Origin of the sequence: Nostoc sp. DedSLP03, assembly GCF_034530815.1 — a bacterium.
Taxonomy (GTDB): Bacteria; Cyanobacteriota; Cyanobacteriia; order Cyanobacteriales; family Nostocaceae; genus Nostoc.
On sequence record NZ_JAVRCK010000042.1, the window covers coordinates 48600 to 73983 of the forward strand.

At 41.7% G+C, this 25384-nt stretch carries 20 protein-coding genes; 14 read left to right on the forward strand and 6 right to left on the reverse strand.

The window, feature by feature from the left end; all coding sequences use genetic code 11:
• Positions 1 to 285: 285 nt before the first annotated feature.
• The 4 genes from RM368_RS20585 to RM368_RS20600 form a co-directional block, all read right to left on the reverse strand.
• Positions 286 to 1557 (reverse strand): CheR family methyltransferase, encoded by a 1272-nt coding sequence (locus tag RM368_RS20585; RefSeq protein WP_322695747.1) that lies wholly within the window; start codon positions 1555 to 1557, stop codon positions 286 to 288.
• A gap of 218 nt (positions 1558 to 1775) precedes the next feature.
• The gene (locus RM368_RS20590) at positions 1776 to 5714 is read right to left on the reverse strand and encodes an ATP-binding protein (RefSeq protein WP_322695748.1); all 3939 of its coding nucleotides are present in this window, start codon (positions 5712 to 5714) and stop codon (positions 1776 to 1778) included.
• 461 nt (positions 5715 to 6175) lie between these two features.
• Positions 6176 to 7213: a response regulator gene (locus RM368_RS20595; protein WP_322695749.1), complete on the reverse strand. Its 1038-nt coding sequence runs from the start codon at positions 7211 to 7213 to the stop codon at positions 6176 to 6178.
• 385 nt (positions 7214 to 7598) lie between these two features.
• Positions 7599 to 8024 (reverse strand): hypothetical protein, encoded by a 426-nt coding sequence (locus tag RM368_RS20600; RefSeq protein ID WP_322695750.1) that lies wholly within the window; start codon positions 8022 to 8024, stop codon positions 7599 to 7601.
• A gap of 217 nt (positions 8025 to 8241) precedes the next feature.
• Between RM368_RS20600 and rppA the strand changes: the two genes are divergently transcribed.
• From rppA to purT, 7 genes are all read left to right on the forward strand, one after another.
• Positions 8242 to 8922: a two-component system response regulator RppA gene (gene rppA, locus RM368_RS20605; RefSeq protein ID WP_322695767.1), complete on the forward strand. Its 681-nt coding sequence runs from the start codon at positions 8242 to 8244 to the stop codon at positions 8920 to 8922.
• Positions 8923 to 9091: 169 nt separating this feature from the next.
• Positions 9092 to 10372 (forward strand): HAMP domain-containing sensor histidine kinase, encoded by a 1281-nt coding sequence (locus RM368_RS20610; RefSeq protein WP_322695751.1) that lies wholly within the window; start codon positions 9092 to 9094, stop codon positions 10370 to 10372.
• 280 nt (positions 10373 to 10652) lie between these two features.
• Positions 10653 to 11507: a mechanosensitive ion channel family protein gene (locus tag RM368_RS20615; RefSeq protein ID WP_322695752.1), complete on the forward strand. Its 855-nt coding sequence runs from the start codon at positions 10653 to 10655 to the stop codon at positions 11505 to 11507.
• 390 nt (positions 11508 to 11897) lie between these two features.
• The gene (locus RM368_RS20620; protein WP_322695753.1) at positions 11898 to 12848 is read left to right on the forward strand and encodes an ABC transporter ATP-binding protein; all 951 of its coding nucleotides are present in this window, start codon (positions 11898 to 11900) and stop codon (positions 12846 to 12848) included.
• A 47-nt stretch (positions 12849 to 12895) separates the two neighbouring features.
• Positions 12896 to 14671, forward strand: a complete 1776-nt coding sequence (locus tag RM368_RS20625) for an ABC transporter permease subunit (protein WP_322695754.1) — start codon at positions 12896 to 12898, stop codon at positions 14669 to 14671.
• A 148-nt stretch (positions 14672 to 14819) separates the two neighbouring features.
• The gene (locus tag RM368_RS20630) at positions 14820 to 15302 is read left to right on the forward strand and encodes a pentapeptide repeat-containing protein (protein WP_322695755.1); all 483 of its coding nucleotides are present in this window, start codon (positions 14820 to 14822) and stop codon (positions 15300 to 15302) included.
• 65 nt (positions 15303 to 15367) lie between these two features.
• Positions 15368 to 16531, forward strand: coding sequence for a formate-dependent phosphoribosylglycinamide formyltransferase (gene purT / locus RM368_RS20635; RefSeq protein ID WP_322695756.1), 1164 nt, complete (start codon positions 15368 to 15370; stop codon positions 16529 to 16531).
• 237 nt (positions 16532 to 16768) lie between these two features.
• Here purT and RM368_RS20640 read toward each other — a convergent pair whose 3' ends face one another.
• Positions 16769 to 18130 (reverse strand): serine hydrolase, encoded by a 1362-nt coding sequence (locus RM368_RS20640; protein WP_322695757.1) that lies wholly within the window; start codon positions 18128 to 18130, stop codon positions 16769 to 16771.
• Positions 18131 to 18655: 525 nt separating this feature from the next.
• Here RM368_RS20640 and RM368_RS20645 point away from each other — a divergent pair.
• Entirely contained in the window at positions 18656 to 19114 is a 459-nt protein-coding gene (locus tag RM368_RS20645; RefSeq protein WP_322695758.1) for a hypothetical protein, read from the forward strand.
• Positions 19115 to 19201: 87 nt separating this feature from the next.
• On the opposite strand, the gene crtH is transcribed toward RM368_RS20645, so the two are convergent.
• Entirely contained in the window at positions 19202 to 20692 is a 1491-nt protein-coding gene (gene crtH, locus RM368_RS20650; protein WP_322695759.1) for a carotenoid isomerase, read from the reverse strand.
• A gap of 399 nt (positions 20693 to 21091) precedes the next feature.
• On the opposite strand from crtH, the gene upp reads away from it, so the two are divergent.
• The 6 genes from upp to RM368_RS20680 all read left to right on the forward strand — a co-directional run bounded on the left by upp (position 21092) and on the right by RM368_RS20680 (position 25348).
• Positions 21092 to 21742, forward strand: a complete 651-nt coding sequence (gene upp / locus RM368_RS20655) for a uracil phosphoribosyltransferase (RefSeq protein ID WP_322695760.1) — start codon at positions 21092 to 21094, stop codon at positions 21740 to 21742.
• Positions 21743 to 21817: 75 nt separating this feature from the next.
• Positions 21818 to 22171, forward strand: coding sequence for a hypothetical protein (locus RM368_RS20660; protein WP_322695768.1), 354 nt, complete (start codon positions 21818 to 21820; stop codon positions 22169 to 22171).
• A 129-nt stretch (positions 22172 to 22300) separates the two neighbouring features.
• Positions 22301 to 22570 carry a YggT family protein gene (locus RM368_RS20665; protein ID WP_322695761.1) on the forward strand — a complete coding sequence of 90 codons (270 nt, stop codon included), beginning with the start codon at positions 22301 to 22303 and terminating at the stop codon, positions 22568 to 22570.
• Positions 22571 to 23087: 517 nt separating this feature from the next.
• Complete coding sequence (locus tag RM368_RS20670) at positions 23088 to 23744, forward strand: DUF1361 domain-containing protein (RefSeq protein WP_322695762.1); 657 nt, start codon at positions 23088 to 23090, stop codon at positions 23742 to 23744.
• 228 nt (positions 23745 to 23972) lie between these two features.
• A complete protein-coding gene (locus RM368_RS20675) occupies positions 23973 to 25145 on the forward strand; it encodes a hypothetical protein (RefSeq protein WP_322695763.1) in 1173 nt (390 codons plus the stop codon).
• A gap of 29 nt (positions 25146 to 25174) precedes the next feature.
• On the forward strand, positions 25175 to 25348 hold the full coding sequence (locus RM368_RS20680; RefSeq protein WP_322695764.1) for a hypothetical protein: 174 nt from the start codon (positions 25175 to 25177) through the stop codon (positions 25346 to 25348).
• The last annotated feature ends 36 nt before the right edge of the window (positions 25349 to 25384 follow it).

Sequence of the window (25384 nt, forward strand, 5' to 3'; positions counted from 1 at the left end):
CGCCCGAATTCAAGAAATGACCGCCCGAATTCAACAAACGATCGCCCGAATTCAACAAACGATCGCCCGAATTCAAGAAATGACCGCCCGAATTCAACAAACGATCGCCCGAATTCAATAAACGACCGCCCGAATTCAATAAACGATCGCCCGAATTCAATAAACGATCGCCCGAATTCAACAAACGACTGGATTTAAGAAGAAAGCCAAGCTGACTTCTTGAGCTTTAGCAGCAGCCCCGCGCTTTACCTGAAAGGTGAGCGTCGGGAGTATGTCACAACGCATTCATCCGATTTCTACAGGCGTTAAATTCTTGTAATTTGGCAAAGGTGTTGTAATAAAAGTGAGATTTGCTCCAATTAGGCTACCACTCGGTTTTATTATTGGTGTAATGTGGATATCGAAATAACGAGTGCTGTGGCTAGTTGTCCACTCTAAGTTCTTTTCACTGATCGAGCAGCGATCGCGATTTAACCGCTTCATCAAGTCTCTAAGATTTACAATTTGTCCTATTCTTAAATCTTCTACTCGCACACCTAAATCGTCATCTTTAAGACCAAACAGGGTACAAGCTTGCTCGTTAGCCGTAATTAGGCAACCACGACAATCGACTGCAAGTAAGGCAAATGGGCTGTTTTGGAAAGCAGCTTGCCAGAAGTGGATAATTTGAGAATCTGGAGAATCAAGTACTTTCTTTTCGGCAGACTCAGGTCGAATCTGCAAGTATTCTTGCAAACTGAGATTTTCTGCTTTAGTAAAAATCGAATGCTTCATACTAACGGGGATGAAGATTTGTTTGTCGTTAGTCAAGCTTTCTGTTCTTTCTAAAAAAAGAAAACCATTATTGCTCAAGGCAAAATGAAAACGAAGTAGAATAGTTGCGTAAGTTTTTGCGTTGAAGTACTTTAGGGCGTTGCGGCACACAAGCAGGTCAATTTTAGCTATGGGCGGATTCTTAACTAAGTCATGGCGACCAAAAATGATTGACCTACGCAGTTCGGAGCGAAAAACGTGAATCGGCCTAATTTGCTCGCAATACTCAGACAAAAATTTACAGGGAATGTATGCTAGCTCGGACTCACTATAACTACCTTGTCGCCCCCGTTTGAGCGCGTCTTCTTCTATATCCGTGGCAAAAATTTGCACTCGTTTCAAATATTGCTCCATGCCCAGAACTTTTGCTAGCAACATACTCACTGCATAAGCTTCCTGTCCAAAAGCACAGCCAGCAACCCAAACTCGAATTTTTTCGTCTGGATGCTTGCTCTTAATAATTTTACAAATGATTTTGTTAGCTAAATAATCCCAGGAATCGCGCTCAGAAAACGAGTCGGCGGAATTGTTTAAAATGGTGTCAATTAAAACATTAAGTTCTTCGGGTTTATCTTGTAAGTATTGCAAGTATTTACTATATTTCTCAACTTTTAATTGCTGCATACGGTCTTGCAACTGAGCTATTAAATTCAGTTGATTATAATCTGGAAAATTATAAGCATAATTTTGCTGGAGGTAATCTAATAAAGTCTCTAACTCTTGCTGGGAAATTGATTGACTCATGTTATTACCTCTTTGCGCTGTTAAATAATTACTAAAGCACCGAAGTTAATGTAAAAAGGTATCGCTAGCTGTAGTGAAATCTCTTAAGATAATGTATTTTTAATGTTAAATATAAATAATTTAATTAACATTTGTAAATAATTAGTATTTATTCTTAAGCTAGAAGTCAATTATCTAGCCTAGAACAAAGTTTAAGTACTACAAAACTGCCTTAAGACTTAAATGCTATTACCGCTCAACGGTAAGTTGACAATAAAGGTTGCACCCTGCCCGACTCCTGCACTTTGGGCGTAGATAATACCACCGTGGAGTTCTACGAGGTTGCGGGCGATCGCCAGTCCTAACCCTAGTCCTTTTTTTGTACCTTTTGCTTGACGAAATGCGTCAAAAATGTGTGGTAGAAACTCAGAATTTATGCCGCAGCCAGTGTCAGTTAATATAATCTGGGCTTGATTTTCATGAGTTTGCAAACTAATTTCAATTCTTCCCCCAGTAGGAGTAAATTTGACAGCATTAGTCAGTAAATTTAAGAGAATTTGTTGTAAACGGTCTGGATCGCCTTGAACTATTACTGGTAAAGGAGCAAGCGTACACTCTAGGCGAATATCTTTCGTTTGGTAAGATTGATGCACTGTGGCGATCGCAGCTTCAATTACTTCTTGCAGTTCAACTGGCTCTAGATTCAGGCTAATTTTACCCGCAGTGATGCGCGAGATATCTAGCAAATCTTGAACGAGTTTGGCTTGGAGAGTAGCATTGCGTTCTATCGTTTCCAGGGATTTCGTCAACATAGCTTGACTGGGCGGACTGCTACGGAGTAACCGCGTCCAACCGAGAATAGCAACCAAGGGGGTATTGAGTTCGTGAGAAACTTCTGCTAAAAACTTATCCTTCATTCGGTTAATTGTTTTCTCCTGGTGGAGTGCCACAGAGCGCAACTGTGTCATTTGAAGATGGGCTAAGACACGGGTAACAAGCTCAGTAGTAGAGAAGGGTTTAATTAAGTAATCATCAGCCCCAGCAAGGAGTCCTTCTATAACAGACTCTTCTCCTGCACGGGCAGACAACAAGATGATGGGTACTTCTTTTGTTTGCGTATCGCCACGCAACGCTTTCAATAACTCAAAGCCATCTAAGAGTGGCATCATCACATCAGAAAGAACCAGAGAAGGCACTCGTTCAGTAATAGCTGCCAGTGCAGCTGCCCCATCCGCAACGGCTTCAACTTCAACATCGTGTTCGCTTAATATCCGCTTAAGATAATCGCGCATATCGGCGTTGTCATCGACGATGAGGACACGGGAGGGGGAAAGGGTAAGGGGTAAAGGGGAAGGGAGAGAGAAATCCTTTTCCCCTTTTCCCTTTTCCCTTTCCCCTTCTTCCACTATCCACCGTTCTGCCTCCCGAACATAAGGTGCTGCACCTAATGCAGTTGATGCCAAGGTGCGTGTTGTTGCGATCGGATCGCCTACGTCGAGTCGTAGGCGACGTGCGCTATCGCGCCCCGCTACGCTAACGCTTGGCAAGTGGGCTGTGCCTAATAGAAGTGTGACAGTGAAGCAACTTCCTTGTCCTACGGTACTGCTTACGTCTATAGTTCCACCATGCAGTTTAATTAATTCCTGCACCAAAGCTAGACCAATGCCAGACCCCTCATGAGTTCTGGCTTTTGTTCTTCGCACTTGATAAAATCGCTCAAACAAATGGGGCAGTTCTTCCGGCTCAATTCCGAAGCCTGTATCTTCTACCTGTAGCGTTACATGACGCTCATCAGCAAGATGCAGCCTGACGGCGATTTCACCTTCAAAGGTGAACTTAAAGGCGTTGGAGAGCAAATTAAGAACTATTTTCTCCCACATTTCCCGGTCTACGTATACAGGCTCAGGCAATGATGGGCAATCGACCGCTAGCCGCAATCCTGCCCGTTCAATGGCGGAACGAAATACACTGGCTAACTCAGTTGTGTACAGTGCCAAGTCGGTCGGTTTATAAACTGCTTCCATACGTCCGGCTTCGATGCGGGAGAAGTCGAGCAGGGTATTAACCAGTTTCAGCAAACGCAAGCTGTTACGGTGGGCGATTTCTAGCCGTTTTTGTTGTTCTTGAGGTAAGGGATTGGCAGAATCGCTCAGGGCATCAGAGAGGGGAGCGAGTAATAGGGTTAGGGGCGTGCGGAATTCGTGAGAAACATTGCTAAAGAAGAGGGTTTTGGCGCGATCGAGTTCTGCCAGAGATTCGGCGCGTTGGCGTTCCTGTTCGCGGGCAGCAGACTCGCGAACCCGCTCAATTTCTGATTCGCGTAGGGCAGTTTCGGCACGGGCACGCTCTACGGCTGCCCAGGTTCGCTCGGCTGTTTCTTTCAGCAATGCGATTTCCGCTTGAGTCCATTGGCGTGGCACAGACTGATGAATGCTCAAGATTGCCCGCACTTTTTCATTTTTCACGAGCGCCACTCCAACGGCAGCCTGCACCTGAATGGCATCGAATGCTGCCTTTGCCTGTGCCGAGAGTTCAACATCCAGGTAAAGATCGTTAATCACAACGGTTTGTCCGGCGCGATAAGCGGTGAGTAGATCGGAGTCAAACTCTGAAAATTTAATCTGCCCCGTCAACGAGGATAGCTCATTGGCATAACCCGGACCAATAACTAGAGTGTCATTGTCATCTAAGACTTCACCGTAAAAAGCACGATTCACGCTCATGTGCGTGCCCAACACCTGCATAGCAGTTTCCTGGACGGTAACAGGGTCGCTTAAGGAGCGAAGGGAATCACTCAACTTCAACAGAAAGGCTTGAGTTTCTTCGGCACGTTTGCGATCTGTAATGTCAGAGAACACGATCGCCAATTGCTTGTTCTGCGGATCGCCGTAGCGATAGGCCGCAATCTGGAAATACTGTTCTACACCCGTTGGTTGAATTTCAAACTCGATAGGCTTACCTGTCGCTAACACGTTTTGGTAATGCGTCAGAACCTCAGCTTGCAAATCTGGCGTGAAATCACGAGCCGTTTTACCGACCGGGTGCTTGAATCCGCTGTGGGTTTCAAATGCGGGATTGACTTCTAGAAATCGGAAATCAACTGGCTGTCCATCGTCATACAGCATTTCGATAATGCAAAAGCCATCGTTGACATTCTCGAATAGCGATCGATACTTTTGCTCTGATTCGCGCACGGCTGCTTCCGCTTGTTTGCGATCGCTAATGTCATAAGAAACGGCAAGCACTGCATAAACTTCACCGTCGCCAGAACGCAGCGGCGTTCCACGGGAAATGAATGAGCGATTGTGAGCATCGTGTTCGTGTTCAAACGACTCACCAGCCAGCCCCCGACGGTAAAACACCTCGTAATTTGCCGCTAATTCCGGCGGCAGTACCTCAAAAATCGTCTTACCGACAAAATCTTCACTTTTGAATCCAGCAGCAGACAAGGCTTCTCCTTCAGCCAGCAAGTAGCGCAGATCGCGATCGACGACAAATGCAGCCCCACCCGGCAAATTCTCAATCAAAGCGCGCGATTGTTCTTGTGCCTGCTTGCGTTCAACAATTTCGGCTTCTAAGGTAGTGTTGGCAGCCAGCAGTTCCTTGGTTTGTCGCCGATTTAAAAGCAGGGTAGCAGCAGTCAAGTCTGCCAAACTCGTCATCACCCGCACGTCTTCACGATCAAAGTGTCGCTGCTCATCGTGCGATATAATCCAGATTGTGCCGAGTGCTTGGTTGTCAGCAATCAGAGGCAACACCAACCCTTCAACGAAGGGCATTTTAGCTTCCTGAAAGTAGGTGAAATATCGTTCGGGATGGGAAAAAAGCTCAGGAGTACCGCGATCGAGGCAGGTTCCACAGGGGCTAAAGTTGCGAGGGGTAGTGCCGCCTACGTACTGTTTTGATGTTCCTGCCAACACATTCCAGCGAAAGACTTCTTCACCGCTTGGCAAGAGTTCAAGTAAACTGACCCCTGTACTTTGGGCATTGCACAATTCTAGTGCCATGTCAACTAGACTCTGGAGCATCGTTTCCGGCTGATTTACTAACTGCCGCGCCAACGTATGCAATGCTTGATTTTCCGAGAGTAAGTTGACTGGACGAGAGTTTCGCCGGGACAACTCTTCAGTGATGACAATATCCTCTAGGGTGACTGTTTCTCTTTGAAGTCGTTGCATCGCTTTTAGTAGTTAATTAATTGGGTGCGATCGCACAGAAATAGGCTTATTCTAATTCATCATTTTAAGGCTTGCTGGCGTGGGTTAACGTGAGTTCGACGGCTCTAAAAACCCCACTTCCATTCCTCTCTCCCACAGGGCTATGCATTACCCACATCTTTCTTTACAATCTTGAAACCCATGTTCTATAACCGTCTTAGACACTGAAAATTTAGGCATACTTGACAAATTTGCTTTTAATCTTCTCGCTAAAACTGCGTTTTTATTGAGAATGAACAACGAACGAATCAGGGTTCTAAAAACCTGAGTCAAGACTCTCGCAAATGTTAAGAAAGATCCGGATAATGGATAGCTTTTTAAGGGGAGTTATATCATATCCGGCTAATCACTTATGATTACCGTATCTGTGCAAAAATCCCAAAAGTCTCTTTCCCCCTGCCCCTCTGCCCCTCTGCCCTAGTTCACGCTCGTCCAGCCAGCCGTGCAACCATTGCTATTAACTCCCTTGGTTCAGCAAATTTATGCAAGTACGACTGGAAACCAGCTTTTATTGCCTTGGTGCGGTCTTCTGCAAGATAAGCAGTCAAGGCAGCAGTGGGAATCTGCCATCCTTTCTCTATTTCTAGTGCCTTAATTTTCTGAATCAAAGCGTATCCATCTTCATCAGGCATTCTGAGATCGCTAATTATGACATCGGGATGCGATCGCTCTAATTCCAAGAGTGCCTCATTAACAGAGGCAACTGTTGTCACTATCACCCCATATTGCTTTAGCACTGCTGTAATCAACTCGCGGGTATCAGCTTCGTCATCTACAAAGAGTATGCGTAAGCCATCAAGCTGATGCGGCGTTTCCACAGGTTCGCTTAAGACAGGTTGCTGACTTGCTGCTAATTGCGATCGCTGTATGTGCTTGTACTTGGTAATATCATGCAAGCATATCTGTAGTAAACTCTCGATTCCAAAAGCTTCTCGGACAGGTTTTATTAAAAGTAAAGCATCAAAAGCTTGAGCGTTACGCGGACAGATAGATACTTCCCATTCTTGCACAGACTTTACATTTAACAACTGGTTCAGTTTGGTACGAAAGAATGGACGCTCTTCTCTAGAGACGAAATTAGTTAATGATTTGCCAACTAAGAAACTGGGCAACATATTTAATAATGCAGCAGCAGCATAGTTGATTTCTTTAATTCTTGCTTGGGTATCTATTAGCAAATAAGCATTAGGTGCAAATTTAAACAAATTATGATAAAGCTTGCGTTCTGTTATAATCTTTTCATTTTGTTGTAGCAGTTGTTCTTCAATGATTTCCATTGTTTCTAAACTAGCCTGCATTTCTTCTTTGAGTAGTTCTAGGTTGCTGATAGAAATGTCAAGAGCTTCTAACTCCGCCATCACCTGTTGCTGCTGCATTGGTGTCTCTTTAATGTATTTATACAGTGTCTCTATCTGGTCTCTAATGTTTTGAAACTCAAATAGCAACTCATCTCTGTTCATAATTAACTTGTTTGTTTACAATACCTTAGCCAAAATAAAAGGATAAAGTAGAGAAGGCTACTGTAGTAGAGTAATTGTCTTCCCAGACAACTCAAAAACTATCGTTCAGCCTATGCTCGACATCCGATCGCTACTACAGTATCTGTTACCGCAGATAAATGCTACAACGATATATCAATTGAACCAGATAAATATCTAGGCATAAATAAATTTTAAGTTTGTAGTCAGGACTTTAGTCCTGATAATCTGAGAAGAGGAATGGAAGCGGGGTTTATAGTATAGTTTACGACTTTTCAAACATCCTCTAAAAAGCTTATTCCATAATAATTTTGACTTTTTACTTTTGACTTCCGCCTTGCGATACTAGCCTGAAATCGGATCGATGTTATTCTGCAAATTCATAGCGCACTAATTTTCTAATATCCTGCCGGGGTAGACCTAGCTCTTGGGCAATTGTCGCTTCTATTTGGTTGAATTCTATTGTTTGAAGTTCTAATTCCAATCGCTTGAGAATGGGATCTGCTGTTTCCACTTCAACCTGGGTAATTCTCTTAGTTCGGTTAACGGCGGCGTTAATGAGTAACACATTGACTGATATCCGTGCTTCGAGTTGAGTATCTGACTGAAGTTTATTTTCTATGGAATAGGGTCGGCTTAACTCTTGAGCAGCCAGGAAACTACAGCCAAGCCAAAACACAACCGCTACTAGTGGTAGAGGCAACCAAAACTCTAATCCCAGCCCTTGCAGCCAACGTTTACTAATATGCCACACCAATACACCTGCTGCTGATTTTGCTAGCTCACACTTCATCTATATCTTAATGGCAATACTTTTCGGATAAACCCAACAATCCCTTTTTTCGTCTGGAAGAAAGGTTAAAGGGTAAGGAGTAAAGGTAAATTCAAACCTTTTCCCTTTACCCTTTCCCCTTTAACCGAAAAGTATCGATCCTCTGAAATCTGACTGATGAAAGACGTTGAGATTGCTTCAATGGATTATTCTAAACAAGCACAAGTGTATAAAAGTGATGAAAATCTTACTGGTAGAGGATGATCCAAAGCAATTAATGCCGCTGCAAATGGTTCTCTCTCAGGCTGGACACAGCGTCGATGGTGTCAAGGATGGTGAAACCGCTCAATGGCTTTTAGCTGAAAAAGAATACGATCTGCTGATTTTAGATTGGATGTTACCTCGGATTAGTGGAGTGAGTTTGTGTCAACAGTATCGGGCGGCGGGAAAAACTGCTCCCGTATTAATGATCACAGCAAAAGATACTACACCCGATAAAGTCATAGGATTAGATGCCGGAGCTGATGATTACCTCGTCAAACCGATTGATATCGTAGAGTTTATGGCGCGGGTGCGGGCATTGAGAAGGCGATCGCCCCTCTGGCAAGGAGACACTCTCTGTTTGGCAGACCTCGAACTTCATCTCGATACACTCATTTTGGAGCGCCAAGAAACGACTGTATCCCTTTCCAGCCAAGAATTTCAGTTGCTAGAGTATTTCATGCGTCATCCTAAGCAAGTTTTGACTCGCAACCAAATTGAGCAAGCCGTATGGGAGTGGGGTAGTGAGCCAGAAAGCAATGCAATCACCGTTTTAGTTCGTAAACTTCGCCAACGTTTGCAAACATTAGCAGCAGCCGATTGGATTGAAACTGTCTACGGTATGGGCTATCGTCTCAACCCTCCAGAACCATCTTGAAATTTAATTTCAGAGTCTACAATCAAGTAGAATCCTAATCCGATTTAGGGATTTCCAAATAAAAAAATATCCAACCACCCCACAATATTAAATAATTTATTTCTCGGAGTTCCCTTAATTACATCTTAAATTCTGACTTCTGAATTCTGACTTCTGAATTCTTCTATTTGTGTTTAACCGCAGTCGTCGTAACTTAGCTCGTTGGTTTACCCTTTCAATGGGGTGCATTCTCATTCTCTTTGCTGGAGTCATTTACAATCTTGAGGTAAAAGACAAGCTCAAAGCATTAGATCAACTGCTTTATAAAAGAGCAGAGCTAATGGCAGCCAGTTCGCAGTATCGGCTGTATAAAGGACAAAAACGAGTCGATCTGAGCAATATACCGCTATTGGGTAGTGGTTCTCACCCTGCTGATATTGAATTGGTTTATGTTCGCTGGTATGACCCCAACGGCAAACTCAAGCGGTTTTTTGGTACTCCACCTCCAGAAAAGTTGGGAATAGCATCTGAGTTTCTCACGATTAAGTCTGTTGACCAGTTTACAGGGGAGACGCTTTGGCTGCGTCAAGTCACGTTACCTGTGCAAGGCGGAAATTCAGTCATCGGTTATCTGCAAGTTGCTATCCCACTGACAGAAACTCAAAACGATCTCAGACAATTTCAGTTAATGTTGACCCTTGCTGTGCCTGTAGCATTGGGGTTAATTGGACTTACAGGTTGGGTACTTGGCGGCATAGCTATGCAACCCGTTCAGCAAGCTTATAGCCAGCTACAACGCTTTACATCAGATGCTTCTCATGAATTGCGATCGCCCTTGTCTGCGATTTTAACCAATGCCCAAGTTGGATTACTAATGGCAGCAGACCATCCCCAAATCCATCCCTCAATGGAGAACATCATCGATAGCGCCAAGTCGATGAGCACCTTGGTCAATAACCTACTGCTGTTGGCTCGGCATCAGGGAAAATTAACTCCCGAATCTCTCAAAAAGGTTAATCTTAATAGCTTGCTAGAGAATTTGGCTATTTATTACAATACTGTTGCTGCACAAGCGTCGATCGAGTTGGTCAGCCATTTACCAGAACAACCTATTGAGTTGTGGGCTGACCCCGATTTGCTGCGCCTAGCTGTGGAAAACTTGCTCAACAACGCCTGTAATTATACTTTGTCTGGTGGAACTGTCTGGTTACGCTTAGAACCTCACCCAGATCGGGCAGTAATTCAGGTTATTGATACTGGAATTGGAATTCCAGAGGCAGATTTACCTTACATTTTCGATCGCTTTTACCGGGTTGATACAGAACGCACCAGAGAAAGCGGCGGATTTGGATTAGGATTAGCGATCGCTCAACAAATTGTCCAGGCTCATGACGGTAACATTCATGCGATCAGCAATGAGGGTAAAGGCTCAACTTTTCAGATAAAGCTACCGTTTATGAGCCATTCCTAAATTACCTACTATACACCAGACAAGGATTAAATTTTGGAAAATCCCAGTATCGATTGACATCTTTGCTCGAATTGAGGAGTGGAAAAAACAGCAGTAAAGTCAAAAGTAGATAATTCTGCAAGAAAATATTTATATGTGACAAAAACTGTTCAAACATGCTCCGAGAACAGTTTGCTATCTGCTGGACATGACAGCAAAAATTAAAAAAAAGTATTTATAGGAGATTTTCATTTAATTTATTGTATGTTGATTGTGTTTCATAATTCACAGGCAAAAAATTATGGATTTCAGACAGATTAGCCTAGTTGCTAGTCAACTTTTAACTCAGTTTGGACTAAAAATTTTAGGGGCGATCGCTCTGTGGCTGATTGCTCAACGCTTGATTGACTTTGGATTGAAGCTAGTACGACGTGCTTTCCGAGGTCAACACGTTGATCCAACACTCATTAACTATCTTCTAAATATCATTGGTGTCACACTGAGAATTATTCTAGTTGTGGCAATTCTCGGCTTCTTTGGAGTTGAAACAACTTCCTTTGCTGCATTGCTTGCAGGAGCTGGCATTGCAATTGGTGCAGCGTGGGGTGGATTACTAGCAAACTTTGCAGCCGGAGCATTTTTAATTGTTTTTCGACCTTTCAAAGTTGGTGATTTCATTACTACGGCAGGCGTGACAGGCACTGTTACAGAAATTGGACTGTTCACAACTAATATTAATACGCCTGATAACGTGTTGACAATTGTCGCTAATAATAAAATATTTGCTGATAACATCCAGAATTATTCTGCCAACCCTTACCGTCGGGTTGATCTAGTGGCTCAACTCCATCATGATGTCAAACACAACGAAGCGATCGCACTTTTGAAAGCGAAAATTAGCCAAATTCCTAATGTCCTTCAAAATCCAGCACCAGATATAGAAATTCTAAATTTCAATTTTGCCGGGCCTGTACTAGCAGTACGTCCTTATTGCAATAACGATCATTACTGGCAGGTTTACTTCGACACTAATAAAACTATCCGTGAAACTTTTGGTGAGGCTGGGTATCCAGTTCCCGAATACCGTTATGCAATTAGCGGTTCATCTGCTAATGGGATTAAGAACGTCATTCCACCACTATCGGAAATAACTTGATACTATAACAATCCGATTTGATTTCTAAACTTCGTTGTGTAGGAGGTGAGAGGTAACAGGTAAGAGGTAATAGGCACTCTTGCAAGAAGGCTCTTTGAGTTGTACTGAATTTTTTCAGAAATCAAATATGAGTCCTATAGTTGTCTATTGCAAAAATTTTCAAATGTTTGTACTAAGCATTAAATGCTTGAATCTTTAAGGATTAAAGTCTCGACTACAAACTAATTTACATCTCTTAATTAATGTATAGAAAAATAGGTAGGGTATATGCCTTACCTATTTTTTTGTCGCTAATTTTCTGAAAGCTAGTTTCAATTTTGGAAACCATCCTGACAAAAGCTGTAAAAAAAGTTAGGTTAGCGGTTAATCACAAGCCGCACCCTAGCAGCGATGGTAAAAGAATTAACAATTTGCACCCGTGGACTAACTAAGCAATTTGACCGACACGTTGCTGTCAATGATGTTGATTTAGAAATCCAGGCGGGGGAAGTATATGGACTGATTGGGCCGAATGGCGCGGGTAAAACAACTCTCATTCGGATGTTGGCGACTGCTGAGGAAGCAACTACAGGTGAGATTTATATTAATGGCGATCGCCTCATCCGTGACAGCAGTAACCTCAAACTTAAGCGTCATCTTGGCTATTTACCCGATGACTACCCACTATATGAAGATTTGACAGTCTGGGATTACTTAGATTACTTTGCGCGTTTATATCGTTTGCGAGAACCGCGCCGCACTAAACGCTTACATGAAGTTTTAGAACTTATTCAACTTGGTAATAAACGCAATAGTCAGATTTCTACTCTGTCGAGGGGAATGAAACAGCGTTTAAGTTTAGCGCGAACCATTATCCACGAACCAATTTTACTATTACTAGATGAACCTGTTTCTGGACTCGATCCGATTGCGAGGATGCACTTTCGTGAAATTATTAAGGCTTTGCAAGAAGCTGGAATGACTGTTATCATTTCCTCCCACGTTCTCAGTGATTTAGCGGAAATTTGTACTTCTGTAGGAATTATGGAACTTGGCTTTTTAGTAGAAAGTACTTCCCTACAGCAACTTTATCAACGTCTAGCACATCAGCAAATTGTGTTATCAACTCTCGGAAACTTAGAGACACTTTTGAACGAGCTTAAACATCATCCTTTAGTAGAAGAATGGGAGGTTATATCAGGAAAAAACAGTGTGCGAGTGAATTTTTCCGGCAAAGATGAAGATAGTGCCGAGTTATTGCGATCGCTGATCAAAGCGGGCATTCCTTTAACTGATTTTCACTGCACGCAAGAAGACTTAGAAAGTATTTTCTTAAAATTAGGTCACAAACAAGCATCTTGATTCATCAATAAATCTCACTCACTATTTTGAAAGGATTTTTTCAGACTATGCTTAATTTAATCGACAAAATCGGCGATTGGAATCCGCAATTATTCCGCGAACTTAAAGGACAATTTAAATTTGTTAATGTAGCGATCGCAGTTGTGACATCTTTCCTATTGCAACTGGTAGTTCTTTTATATCATTTCAGTAATCCTCCTGGTAATAAATACTCCTTAACTGGTACTTACTGTCATTTACGCCAAGTATATGAACCGCAACAAACACAGGTTTTCAAAGAATCAAATCAATCTAAAATTGATGCATTAAATGATTTCTTTTCAAAGAATTTTTGCCCCCAAATTCAAATTGATTGGCAAATGTGGTGGCGAGATCATTGGGAATATATATTCTTAACATTTTGTGTAATTTTTATATTTACACTATTAGTTGTAGGAACTTATTTCCTAATTAACGATTTCGCTAAAGAAGAAACTCGCGGCACACTCAACTTTATCCGTCTTAGTCCCCAATCAGAAACAAGTATATTGACTGGCAAGTTGCTAGGAGTTCCGAGTTTAATTTATCTGATGATTTTAGTAGCAGTTCCTTTACATTTATGGGCTGGGCTTTCTGCCAAAATTGCTTTTAGTTACATTTTGGCTTACTATGCAATTCTTGCTGGTAGCTGTATTTTCTTCTACAGTGCTGCACTACTACTTAGCTTATGTAGTCGTTCATTTAGTGGTTCTCAGCCTTTGTTAGGTTTATTAGTTAGTGGTATAATTTTTGTGTTTTTGTTCATAACGATGTTACTTGCATCGTCTTCTAACAACAGTTTAAATTATTCAACTGCTTGGTTTAGACTTTTTAATCCTTGGGATACAACTAATTATCTATTTCCTAACTTATTTAATCTATCCAGTGGCTCGGATATTAAAAAATTGCAGTTTTTCTATTTACCATTAGGAAGAAATCTTATTACTGTTGTCGGCTTTCATCTATTAAATTTGGGATTGTGCAGTTACGGAATTTTGCAAATTCTTAAACGTTGCTTCCGTAATCCTCAAGCCTCAATAATTAGTAAGAAGCAAAGTTATTTATTAGTAGCGTTTTGCCAGTTGATGATCTGGGGTTTTACTCTACAAAGTAGTGAAAATAATTACACACTAGATCGACAAGTTGGGGGAAATTACATTTTGCTAGTATCGTACAACTTGGTGTTGATTTTAAGTTTAATTGCAGTTCTTTCGCCTCACCGTCAAGATGTACAAGATTGGGCAAGATATCGACATCAAAGAGTTTCTAGCCACAAGAGTATTTGGCAGGATCTAATTTGGGCTGAAAAAAGCCCTGCACTCGTGGCGATCGCAATTAATCTTACAATTGTTACTATCCCCTGGCTAATTTGGATTTCATTGACATCTATATTTGATACGAACAATGGCCAAACTTGGCTGGGTAACGATGTTGACAGGTTTAAAGTACTTTTAGCTATAGCTTTGTCTATCAGCGTAATCATGATTTACGCTACCATCGCCCAATTACTACTTTTGCTGAAAACTCCCAAACGTTCTTTCTGGGCAATTCGGATTATAGGTGCAGCAGTGTTCCTACCACCGATAATTTTAGAATTTATCGGCATCACATCACAGGTGTCTACTGTGATGTCTACTGTATGGCTGTTTTCAACTTTTCCTTGGGCTGGTATCCAAGGCTCTAGTACGACAACAATTTTTATGGCATTCCTCGCTGAGTTAACTTTTCTAGGATGGTTAAATTTGCAGTTGACAAGGCAAGTGAGATTAGCAGGCGAATCTGCTACCAAAGCATTATTAGCATAACATTAGCTCGGTAGTTATCAATAAACTTAGAACCTCAATTTCTCAAAGAAATTGGGGTTTTTGTTTTTTATGAATGCTTGAAGACTGCTATATTATCTATTATTTGTTATTTTTTTATTCACACAAGTATCACAACAATCTGAAAATCATGTTAAATATCTCTACTCAAGACCTACGCAACACAGCCATTCACTTTTTAGAACAAAGTTCCCCACAACGTCTACAAATTCTGAAGCAAATGGGCATCGCTCGTTATGATTTTTTAACTAAAATTCAATTAAATGAAGCGAATATAATTTGTATAATGCGATTTTTTAAATATCCCAGTCAACTAAAATTTCCTAATCTGATGGGAGCAGATTTATCTGGTTTAGTTTTAGATGGTGTCAATTTCATCCGAGGAAATTTGTCAGAAGCAAATCTCCAAGGTAGTAGTTTAGTAAATGCAGACCTTTTATTTGTAAATCTTACGAAAGCCGACTTGAGAAATGCAGATTTACGAGGTGCAACTCTGAACGAGACTATTTGGTTAGAGACTTTAGTAGATAAGTGTCAGTTTGGCGAAGGTATTGGTTTAACTCATCTACAACGTCAAGATTTAGAATCACGCAAAGCAATATTTAATTCTTGAGAAGTTAGTAATGAAAACGCAGAAAATTATAAGATGATTGAATTGATATTGACCTGGATAAGTTAATGAGTATTAAGTTACCCCAAAAATTGATGTTGCTAGGTTCAGGAGAACTAGGCAAAGAATTTGCGATCGCTGCTCAACGTCTTGGTAATTATGTGATTGCCGTTGACCGCTATGCCAATGCTCCAGCGATGCAGGTTGCTGATGCTTATGAAGTTATTTCTATGCTCAGTGCTGATGATTTAGAAGCTGTAGTGACAAAATATCAGCCAGATATTATTATACCAGAAATTGAAGCAATCCGAACCGAAAAACTCATCGAATTTGAACAGCGAGGGATTACAGTTATACCGACTGCGGCTGCTACTAACTATACAATGAACCGCGATCGAATTCGGGAACTGGCACATCAAGAATTGGGCATTAGAACGGCTAAATATGGTTATGCAACAACTTTAGAAGAATTAATTGCAGTTTCGGATAAAATTGGCTTTCCCAATGTTGTTAAACCGGTGATGTCATCATCTGGGAAAGGTCAATCTGTAGTGCAGAATAAGAGTGAGGTTGAGCAAGCTTGGAATTATGCGATCGCTAATTCTAGAGGAGATAGTCAAAAGGTCATCGTCGAAGAATTTATTAACTTTGAAATTGAGATAACTTTACTGACAATTAAACAGTGGAATGCACCGACAATTTTCTGTTCTCCCATTGGTCATCGCCAAGAAAGAGGCGATTATCAAGAATCGTGGCAACCCGCAGAAATTTCTGAAGATAAAATATTAAAATCCCAAGAAATAGCGATAAAAGTTACTGATGCTTTAGGAGGAGCCGGAATTTTTGGCGTTGAATTTTTTATCACCAAAGATGAAGTGATTTTCTCCGAACTTTCTCCCAGACCTCACGATACGGGAATGGTGACTTTAATCTCACAAAATCTTAATGAATTTGAACTACATTTAAGAGCTATTTTAGGCTTGCCAATTCCTCATATTGAACAGCTAGGAGCATCTGCTAGTGCAGTAATTTTAGCCTCAGAAAAATCTGATTCTGTTGCTTTTAGTGGTGTCGCCGATGCTTTGTCGGAAAAAGATGTAGATATTAAATTATTTGGTAAACCTAATGCTCATCCATATCGGCGGATGGGCGTAGCTTTGGCGAAGGGTGTGAATGTCCAAGAGGCTAGGGAAAAGGCTACTATAGCCGCAAGTAAAATTACAATTATCTAATTACTGTAGGGACGTACAGCTATGCAGTGGTGTCAACTTAAGCTCAAATGCTTGCTTGTCCCCACGTATACTTTACCCCACCCCCAACCCCTCCCCTTGGCAAGGGGAGGGGCGGTTTTGGCTTTAGACAAAACCGGGGTGGGGTGACGCGGATAGGCGAGTGGACTTAATATCAGATGATTATAGGGCTTTCACGTTAACTTGACACCTATGCGCAGCTAGCTTTGCGCCCTACTCCTATCTCGTAAGACTATTAGGTGAATCAACCGCAGCAACTGGATTCGGCTGATTCAGATAATTGTAAACCAATTGGGAAACTTGACGGATAAAGTCTCTCCCTCTTGTGTCTTTATAAGGACGGGTAACGAAGATAGCCGCCAGGTAACGCTTACCATTGGGCATAGTAACAAATCCTGCATCGCCAATAAGAAACCCAATATCTCCGGTTTTGTTGGCGATAACTGCACCTTTCCCCAAACCGGCGGGAAGCAGTGTATGAATTGTGGTGTGACGCAGAATATCTAAGGCTTGCTCCCGACTCTGTGGCGAAACTAACTTGTTATTCACAACTAAAGCCAGCACCCGCGCCATATCTTGAGAACTTGTGGTGTTGGTTCCTCTTAAATCAGCTAAAAGATGGCGAATTACTGTGTCTTTCAGTCCCCAACTACGGAAACGCTGATTTAGTTTCGCCGCTCCACCTAAGCGATCGATAATCATGTTAGTGGCGGTATTATCACTAATGGTAATCATCTTAGTGATGGTTTCCAAAGCTGTGTACTTCTTCCCAACTCGCTCATATTGCATACTTCCAGAACCATTGGTAACTAAGTCACGCCGCATAGTCAGGTTTTCCTGAAGGGTGACTTTACCAGCATCTAAATCTTGGAAAAAAGCGATGAGAATCGGCAGTTTGATTGTACTAGCAGCAGGGAAAACGCGATCGCCTCCAATATCCAAATAATCCCCAGTATCCAAATCCAGAAAAAACATTCCTGTTTTCAGAAAGCTGTAGCGACTCATCAAGGCTTTAATTTGAGGTTCCAGCGCTTTCATCGGTGAATGCATCGGCACCACACCAGCAAAGAGACTGCTATTATCATTCACTCTTGGAGAAATACTCGGAGTTATCTCTAAATATTGTGGCTGGGTTGCAGTTAATCGTATTGGCTTGGGTAACTGCACAGACCAATGATTGGGGGATTCCTCTTGCAGTTGCACCTGTGCTAAATCAAAGGTGTAGTCGGGTGCTAAAGTAACTACCATGCGGGTAGTCTCTGCATTAAACTGCTCAATGCGGATGTCTTTAATTACTGGGCCCACTCTTTGACTAGTCTGTGGATATCCTAATGTAACTCCAGCCAAATCAATTACCAGACGAGTAGGGTTAGTAAGTAATTGTACTTTCGGTTGAACATTTTCATCTGTGGTGAAGTCCAGATGATTGCGATTGCTATCAAAATGCCAATTTGCGATGCCTACACCCGCCCCAGGCACCGCACCATTAGCTTTAACAGTGGAGCCAAGCAGGAGCAAGCTTAAGAAACTGGGTAGAAGCCAACTGAATTTTACAATGTTTTCTTTGTGTGTGAGTAGCATCAGCGATCGCTTTGTGTGTGAGGAAGATTCTTAAAAACAAAAACCGCCCACCATTAAAGCACAATTATGAAAAATTTTGTAAATTGCGGTGAAAATGCACGGTAAAGAACCAATCGAATCGATTTTGAGCGTAGCTTAACCTACTGCATACATACACGAATGCGTTTGCGTATAGCGGCTGATGGCTCTTTCTCCGGCGCGAGTCGCAATGCCACAGTTGCCTCACTGAAAGCTTTTATTGCTAAATCCAGATTAGATATTTGATAGGAATGCCACATCAAAAATGAGTATTATCCTGACATAACATTGACATCATAATGACATATCTAAAAAATATACAACCAACTATACTTTTAAAAAGTCACCCTAATTTCTGTTTAGTAACTCCGCTGCTTACAAATTTAATATTCCTTAATTTAGTGTTAACCAAGCAAGTTCTATTGCAGAATTTTTGGTTGCATAAAACATTTCAAATCAGTTCCGATCTAATTAGGTAACTGACTCAAAAATTAATGTGAGATGAAAATGAAAGTTTTTAACATATATAAAATTAGTCTAGCTTCAGTATTGTTAGCTACACCCTTATATGTTTTGCCTCTAAGAATACTTGCCCAAACTCCAAATCCCAAACAGCCAGCAGTTATTATTAATAGTGGCTCTACAAATACCTGCAAATATAGAATTCACGTATTACCATCTGGAAAAGCAACTTACACTGTTTGCGACAGAAAAGGCGCAGGTGAAATAAAAGTAAATACAGCTACGAAATTTTTCAATGATATTTTAGCAGCGAAACCATTGTCAAACTTAGCATATAAACCATGTGTGAAATCTGTTTCGTTCGGTACGTCAACTCAAGTCAGGTATCAAGGGCAAACATCTCAAGATATTAGCTGTCCAAGTAATGATTCGAGAGTGACAAATCTGTATGATGATGCTAAAAGTATTCAACAGGAATTAAACTTTTCAACTTCCAAAAATTAACTGTCTACGTTTGACTTACAATCTCAATTAAAATCCTATCTCAGTAATTGGAATTGCGACGATAAATCCGCGCATAATCCAGTGTAATTAAAATCCTAAATCTACGGCAATGCGATGGGCGCAAGCAAATCCAGAAAAAGCGACTGCATTCAACCCTTGACCCGGAAAGGTACTATCCCCTACACAATAAAGTCCTGGAATGGCTGTGCGATTAAAAGGCATATTCAATAACCCCCACAACTTGCGCCGGGGAATTGGCCCATAAGTGCCATCTTCACGACCCAAAAAGCGGCGATGTGTGCGCGGCGTTCCCACTTCTAAATAATCCAATCCGGCATCTAAACCTGGAAAAAGCTTCTCTAGGCGGTCAATAATTCGCCAAGCTGCCTTTTCTTTTTTTGCTTCATACTCACTTGGAGAAAGTTCTTGCCAATCATCAATCCAGTGAGGCGTAAAGGCATGAATGATGTGATATCCATTTGGTGCTAAATCTGGGTCAAGCAATGTCGGAATCGAAACAAACACTGTGCCTTCTGCTGCTGTCATTTTTTCCCAGTCTTCCAGCAAAATATGGTGACACTCTGTCCCCGCAGGTAAAACTGACTTTTTTACCCCCATGTGTAAACTCAAAAAGCTTGGAGATTTTTGATAGTTTTGTTGCCATTTTTTCTCATTATTTGGCATTGCTTCTACTGGTAGTAATTGTGTAAATGTATCCCAGCGTGTAGCATTAGAAACTATGCGTTTACCCCGATATACTTTACCATTAGCTAGTTGCACACCTACCGCTTTTCCCTGTTCTGTAAGAATTTTGGTGACTCTAGCTTGGTACTGAATTTGACCTCCAACCTTTTCTAGACCTTCGACTAGTTTTTGAGCGATTTGTCCGACTCCGCCTTTAGGATAGTTAACTCCGCCATAATGCCTGTCAGAAAAGACCATTCCAGCATTAATCATTGGAGTCATATCTGATGGAACCACCGACCAGCAATAACATTCCATATCGATAAACTTCAATAATTGCGGGTCTTTGATGTAACGTCGCGCCACATCCCCAGCATTTTGCGGCAGATACTTGGCTAAACCGAGACACGCCAAAGGATGCTGGAAAAATACCCGCAGTAAATACCGAGGTTCTTCCAGCGACAGCAAATCCATGCTGTTGAGACACTTGAATACTTTTTGGCATTCGTCATAAAAGCGACGAATGCCTTGTTCTTCGTGGCGAAAATGAGCAATAAGATTTTGCAAAAATTTTTCATAAACCCGGTCAACCTTCAAGTCTAAACCTTGGGGTAAATGATAGTGAATCTGTACCGGATCTGCGATCGCTTCTTGGCTGACATTTACACTTGATAATGCACGCGTGAGTAAGTTGGTAGTACCGTTCTGTCCCAGTCCAAAAATCATTGACGCGCCAACATCGAATCGATAGCCTTGGCGTTCAAAATAACCAGCGCTACCGCCGGGAATCAAATAACGTTCCAGTACCAGCACTTTCGCTCCCTTCGCCGCCAACTGCGTCGCTGTTACTAATCCGCCAATCCCAGACCCAATTACGATTGCGTCATTTGTCATTGGTCATTTGTCCTTTGTCATTTGTATTGAGCGTATCGCTAAAGCGAAAGCTCCGCTAACACATAGCGTCTCGTAGAGAAGTATTTGTCCTTTGTCTAGAGTCAATCAATATTTTATTTAACTAATGACTAATGACCAATGACCAATGACCAATGACAAATGACAAATCAAAAAAAGAGGGACGAGCCTGCTACTGCTGGCTAATCCCGTCTGCCGATCCTTAAAAGAGAGGAGAACACTGTATAAGAATATAGCCTTGATTGAGAATCAATGTCAACTACTAATGAAAAAAATTATCAATAAACTTGAGATTGTTAATTTTAAGCTGTCAGCCGGATGCAGGAAAGAGTATTATGGTGTTTCAGTTCTTATACAATCAAAAGGCGCCTATTTCTGGCTATGACGCTACAATTGCGCGTTTATGTTCCACCCCATCCCCTGATCAAGCACTGGCTAGCAGTTGCCCGTGATGCAGGCACGCCTTCAGTATTGTTCCGCAGTGCCATGACTGAGTTGGGAAGATGGCTGACTTATGAAGCTGCACGAGACTGGTTGCCGACCCAAGAAACAGCAGTACAGAGTCCCTTAGATACCTGTGCAGCAACGGTAATCGATCCGCAAGTGCCTATGGCAGTAGTGCCGATTCTGCGGGCTGGGCTAGGATTACTAGAGGGGGCGCAGACTTTACTGCCTTTAGCATCGATTTACCACCTTGGCTTGGCGCGAGATGAAGAGACACTGCAACCTCATTGTTATCTGAACAAGTTACCAGAAAAATTTGACCCCCAAACACGAGTGTTAGTTACCGATCCAATGTTGGCAACCGGAGGATCGATTATGGCAGCAATGGCAGAATTGACACAACGGGGTGCTGACCCAGCCCTGACGCGGATTGTTTGTGTAGTAGCAGCTCCACCAGCTTTACAAAAATTGAGTGAAGCCTATCCAGGTTTAATAATTTATACCGCTACTATTGACGAAAAACTAGACAGTAAGGGATATATTGTACCAGGATTAGGAGATGCAGGCGATCGCATCTTTGGGACTTAAGCTAGTATGCAGCTAGGGCAGGAAAATAGCATAACTACTGTAAAAGTTGCAAGGTTTGTTGAAGGCGGTAAAGATATGAGTCAGCGAGATGGTTTTGGCAGTGGTTTTGTAGCAGGGGCGTTTGTTGGTGGCGTATTTGGCGGTGTTATCGGGGCACTGATTGCTTCTCGCCGCGAGCCAGAATTGCTAATAGAAGAGGAGACAGAACTGACAGATAGTCAAGCTGAAGCTAAGAAAATAGCAGCAAAGCGGCGTCAGATGAAAGCCTCAGAAAGTGAGAGTGCTGGTATAGAGACGGCCAGGCGATCGCTAGAAGATAAAATTGCCCAGTTAAATGCCACAATTGATGAAGTGCGAAAGCAACTGGGAAATGTTAATGGCGGTTCACCCCAACCAACCAATGACCGTTCCCTCACTAAAGACTCCTGAAGTTTGTTCAGGCGTGGTGAAAGTGTCAAGTGTGGTAAACGTGAAAGCCGCAAACACTTTTGACTTTGGACTAAATTAAAATTAAAAGATAAGACCGCGTTTGACACCTAGTAGGAAACCAAACTATCCATGAGTTTACTGATTACGACACTAATTACCTTTGTCAGCTTTTATAGCTATTTGCTAATTATCCGGGTTTTGCTAACCTGGTTTCCGACAATCAACTGGTATAACCAGCCATTTGCCGCTTTAGCCCAGATAACCGATCCTTATCTGAATCTATTCCGCTCAATTATTCCCCCATTGGGCGGTATGGATTTTTCGCCGATCTTAGCTTTCTTAGCACTCAATGTAGTTAGTGGGCTTCTGAGTGCCATTCCAGCTAACCTGCCCTTATAGAAAAAAGATTTTGATTACTACCTTGGTAAAAAATTGTGTAGAGACGTTAAGTATACAAGCGTCTCTACGATTTTTTACGAATTACTAATTAGGGAACTCCAAGAAATAAATTATCCAATATTGTGGGGTGGGCGTCTCGTCATTGGTGTAAAGTTAAAGCCTCAGCCCAGATGTCAAGCGACCTTGTGGCGTTAGTCGGTGTTGTTGGCGAACAGCTTTAACCAAGCCCATAGAACGCTGATGCTCTACAAGCCAAGGAATAAGTTGTAGTTGTGAATTATGCGTAGGCGTAGCCCGCCGTAGGTAGGCATCGTGCGCGATAGAAAAAATATAAGCTGCGGCACAAAAACTCTAAATTTTGGAATTAGTATGCATTTACTTTTAACTGACATAAAAATCTTGTCTAATGTTGGAGAAAATTAATTTTCTTGGAGGCGACAAAAACTTAATCGCTAAGGTTAACACTAACACTACAAAGTAAATCTACATCAATCAAACATCTTCCGAGTAAGCACATATGAAAGAAGAATTGATAGCCAGAGTCGTGCAGGTATTGCAAATTAATATGAAATGGATGACTTGGAATTTATTTCTGGCTTTTATCCCTTTGGCTTTGAGTGTCTGGCTATTTCGCATGAGGCGCGGTGGCACTTGGCTTTGGTGGCTAGGATTCTTAGTTTTCTATGCTTTCTTACCAAATGCACCATATTTGTTGACCGATGTAATTCACTTGATAGATGATATCCGCACGATTCAATCGGTGTGGATGATTACTTTAGTACTTATTCCTTTGTATTTGCTAGTAATTTTAAGTGGATTTGAAGCTTATGTAATATCGTTAATTAATTGGGGTCACTACTTACATCGTATCGGTAAGAGCCAATGGATTTGGCGCGTTGAGACAATTACACATTTTCTCTGTGCTGTCGGTGTTTATTGGGGGCGATTTTTGCGTTTCAACAGTTGGGATTTTATTACTCAACCCGATGCCGTACTTACCAAAGGGGTAGAAGAAATTCTGGGAAAACAACCCCTGGTGATTATTGCTATCACCTTTGTGGTACTTGCAGGTTTGTACTGGATTATGAAACGAGTAACTTTAGGTCTTAGCCAATCAAATAGCAGAATAGGGATAAACTCAGGACGCACAAACTCTAATACGCCAAACATTTGATCGACGTGGTAATTTTGGCTTTTAATTTTGGGATTTTAATTAGTAATTCCCTTGATGAATATTGCCTATCAAAAGAAAGATGCAACTAAACCCCTCCTTGAGGTGAAATAAACTCAGAAACAAATGGTTTAACTTCAACGCCATCACCTGAGAATAAGTCTGATCAGATCCTTGAATATTGATGGTCTGGTCTGATGTATCTAGTCATGTTGATAGGAGGGATATAATATGCAATTAATCTCGAAAGAGGAAATCAAGACATTAATAGAACAGCCAAAAGGAAATTGTGTTTCCATTTATATGCCAACGCATCCAGCGGGGCCAGAAGTGCGACAAGACCCAATTCGTTTTAAAAATTTGGTCAGAGAAGCGGAGACTCGTTTAATTGATGCGGGTTTGACACAGGAAGATGCGATCGCATTGTTGGAAAAATCCCAGGAAATTGATAACCAAGAGTTTTGGGAGCAAATGGGAGAGCAAGGGCTGGCGATTTTTATTTCTGAAAATATTTTTCGTTATTATCCCCTACCAATTGATTTTCAAGAGTTGGTCGTAGTTACAGACCGATTTCACATCAAGCCACTGCTGCCAATTTTAAATGGCAATGGTCGCTTCTATATCCTGGCTTTGAGTCAACAAGATGTCAGGTTCTTTGAAGGAACACGCTACAGCGTCAAAGAGGTAGAAGTAGAAAATCTCCCTAAAAGTTTAGATGAAGCTCTGCAAAAAGACGATACTGCTAAAGAAGGTCAGTTTCGCATCGCCACATCAAAAGGGGGAACTTCCAATACTTTTTCGCAACCAGGTACGTTTCACGGACAGGGAAGCCCTGACAGGGATAGACGCCAAGAAGACATCCTCCAATTCTTTCAAATTCTCGATCGCGCATTATACGAAAAACTGAAATTACAAAAAGCGCCTTTGGTGCTGGCTGGGGTAGAGTATCTCTTGCCTTTGTATAGACAGGCGAATACTTACCAGCATTTAATGGATGAAGCTATTACCGGTAATCCAGAAATTCTCAGCGCCCAAGAGTTACACGATCAAGCTTGGCCGATTGTTGAGGCTGATTTCCAAAAGTCACAGCAAGCAGTTTTAGATCAATTTAACGAACTGTTTGGTGGTGATACTGGTAAAGCATCTAACAACCTCCAAGAAGTTATCTCAGCAGCTTATTACCAACGCGTGGATTCATTACTAGTTGCAGTTGGTCAGCAACAGTGGGGTTTATTCGATCCAACCTCAGAAACGGTTTATTTGCACCCAGAAAAAGAAGCTGGTGATGAGGATTTGTTGGATTTTGTTGCTGCTCATACCTTATTAAATGGCGGCACGGTTTACGCTGTTCCCTTTGAAGAGATTCCGTATAGCACAGCCGTTGCGGCAATTTACCGATATTGACATTTTGATGGTGTTGTATAAAGTTGAATGTGCGATATACAACACCAACGATGATTACTATTCGCTCCTCGATCGGTCAATCTCTAATCGGTTTAGCTCTTTTGAGTGCAACGGCTATATTTACCCAGACGGCAATAGCAGAAACAATAACTGGAGAATTGGGCAATGTGCGGGCAGAAATATCTTATACCAATTCTTTATGAAGCTGCGCTAAATAAGGCTTCAAGGATAAAGTCGTA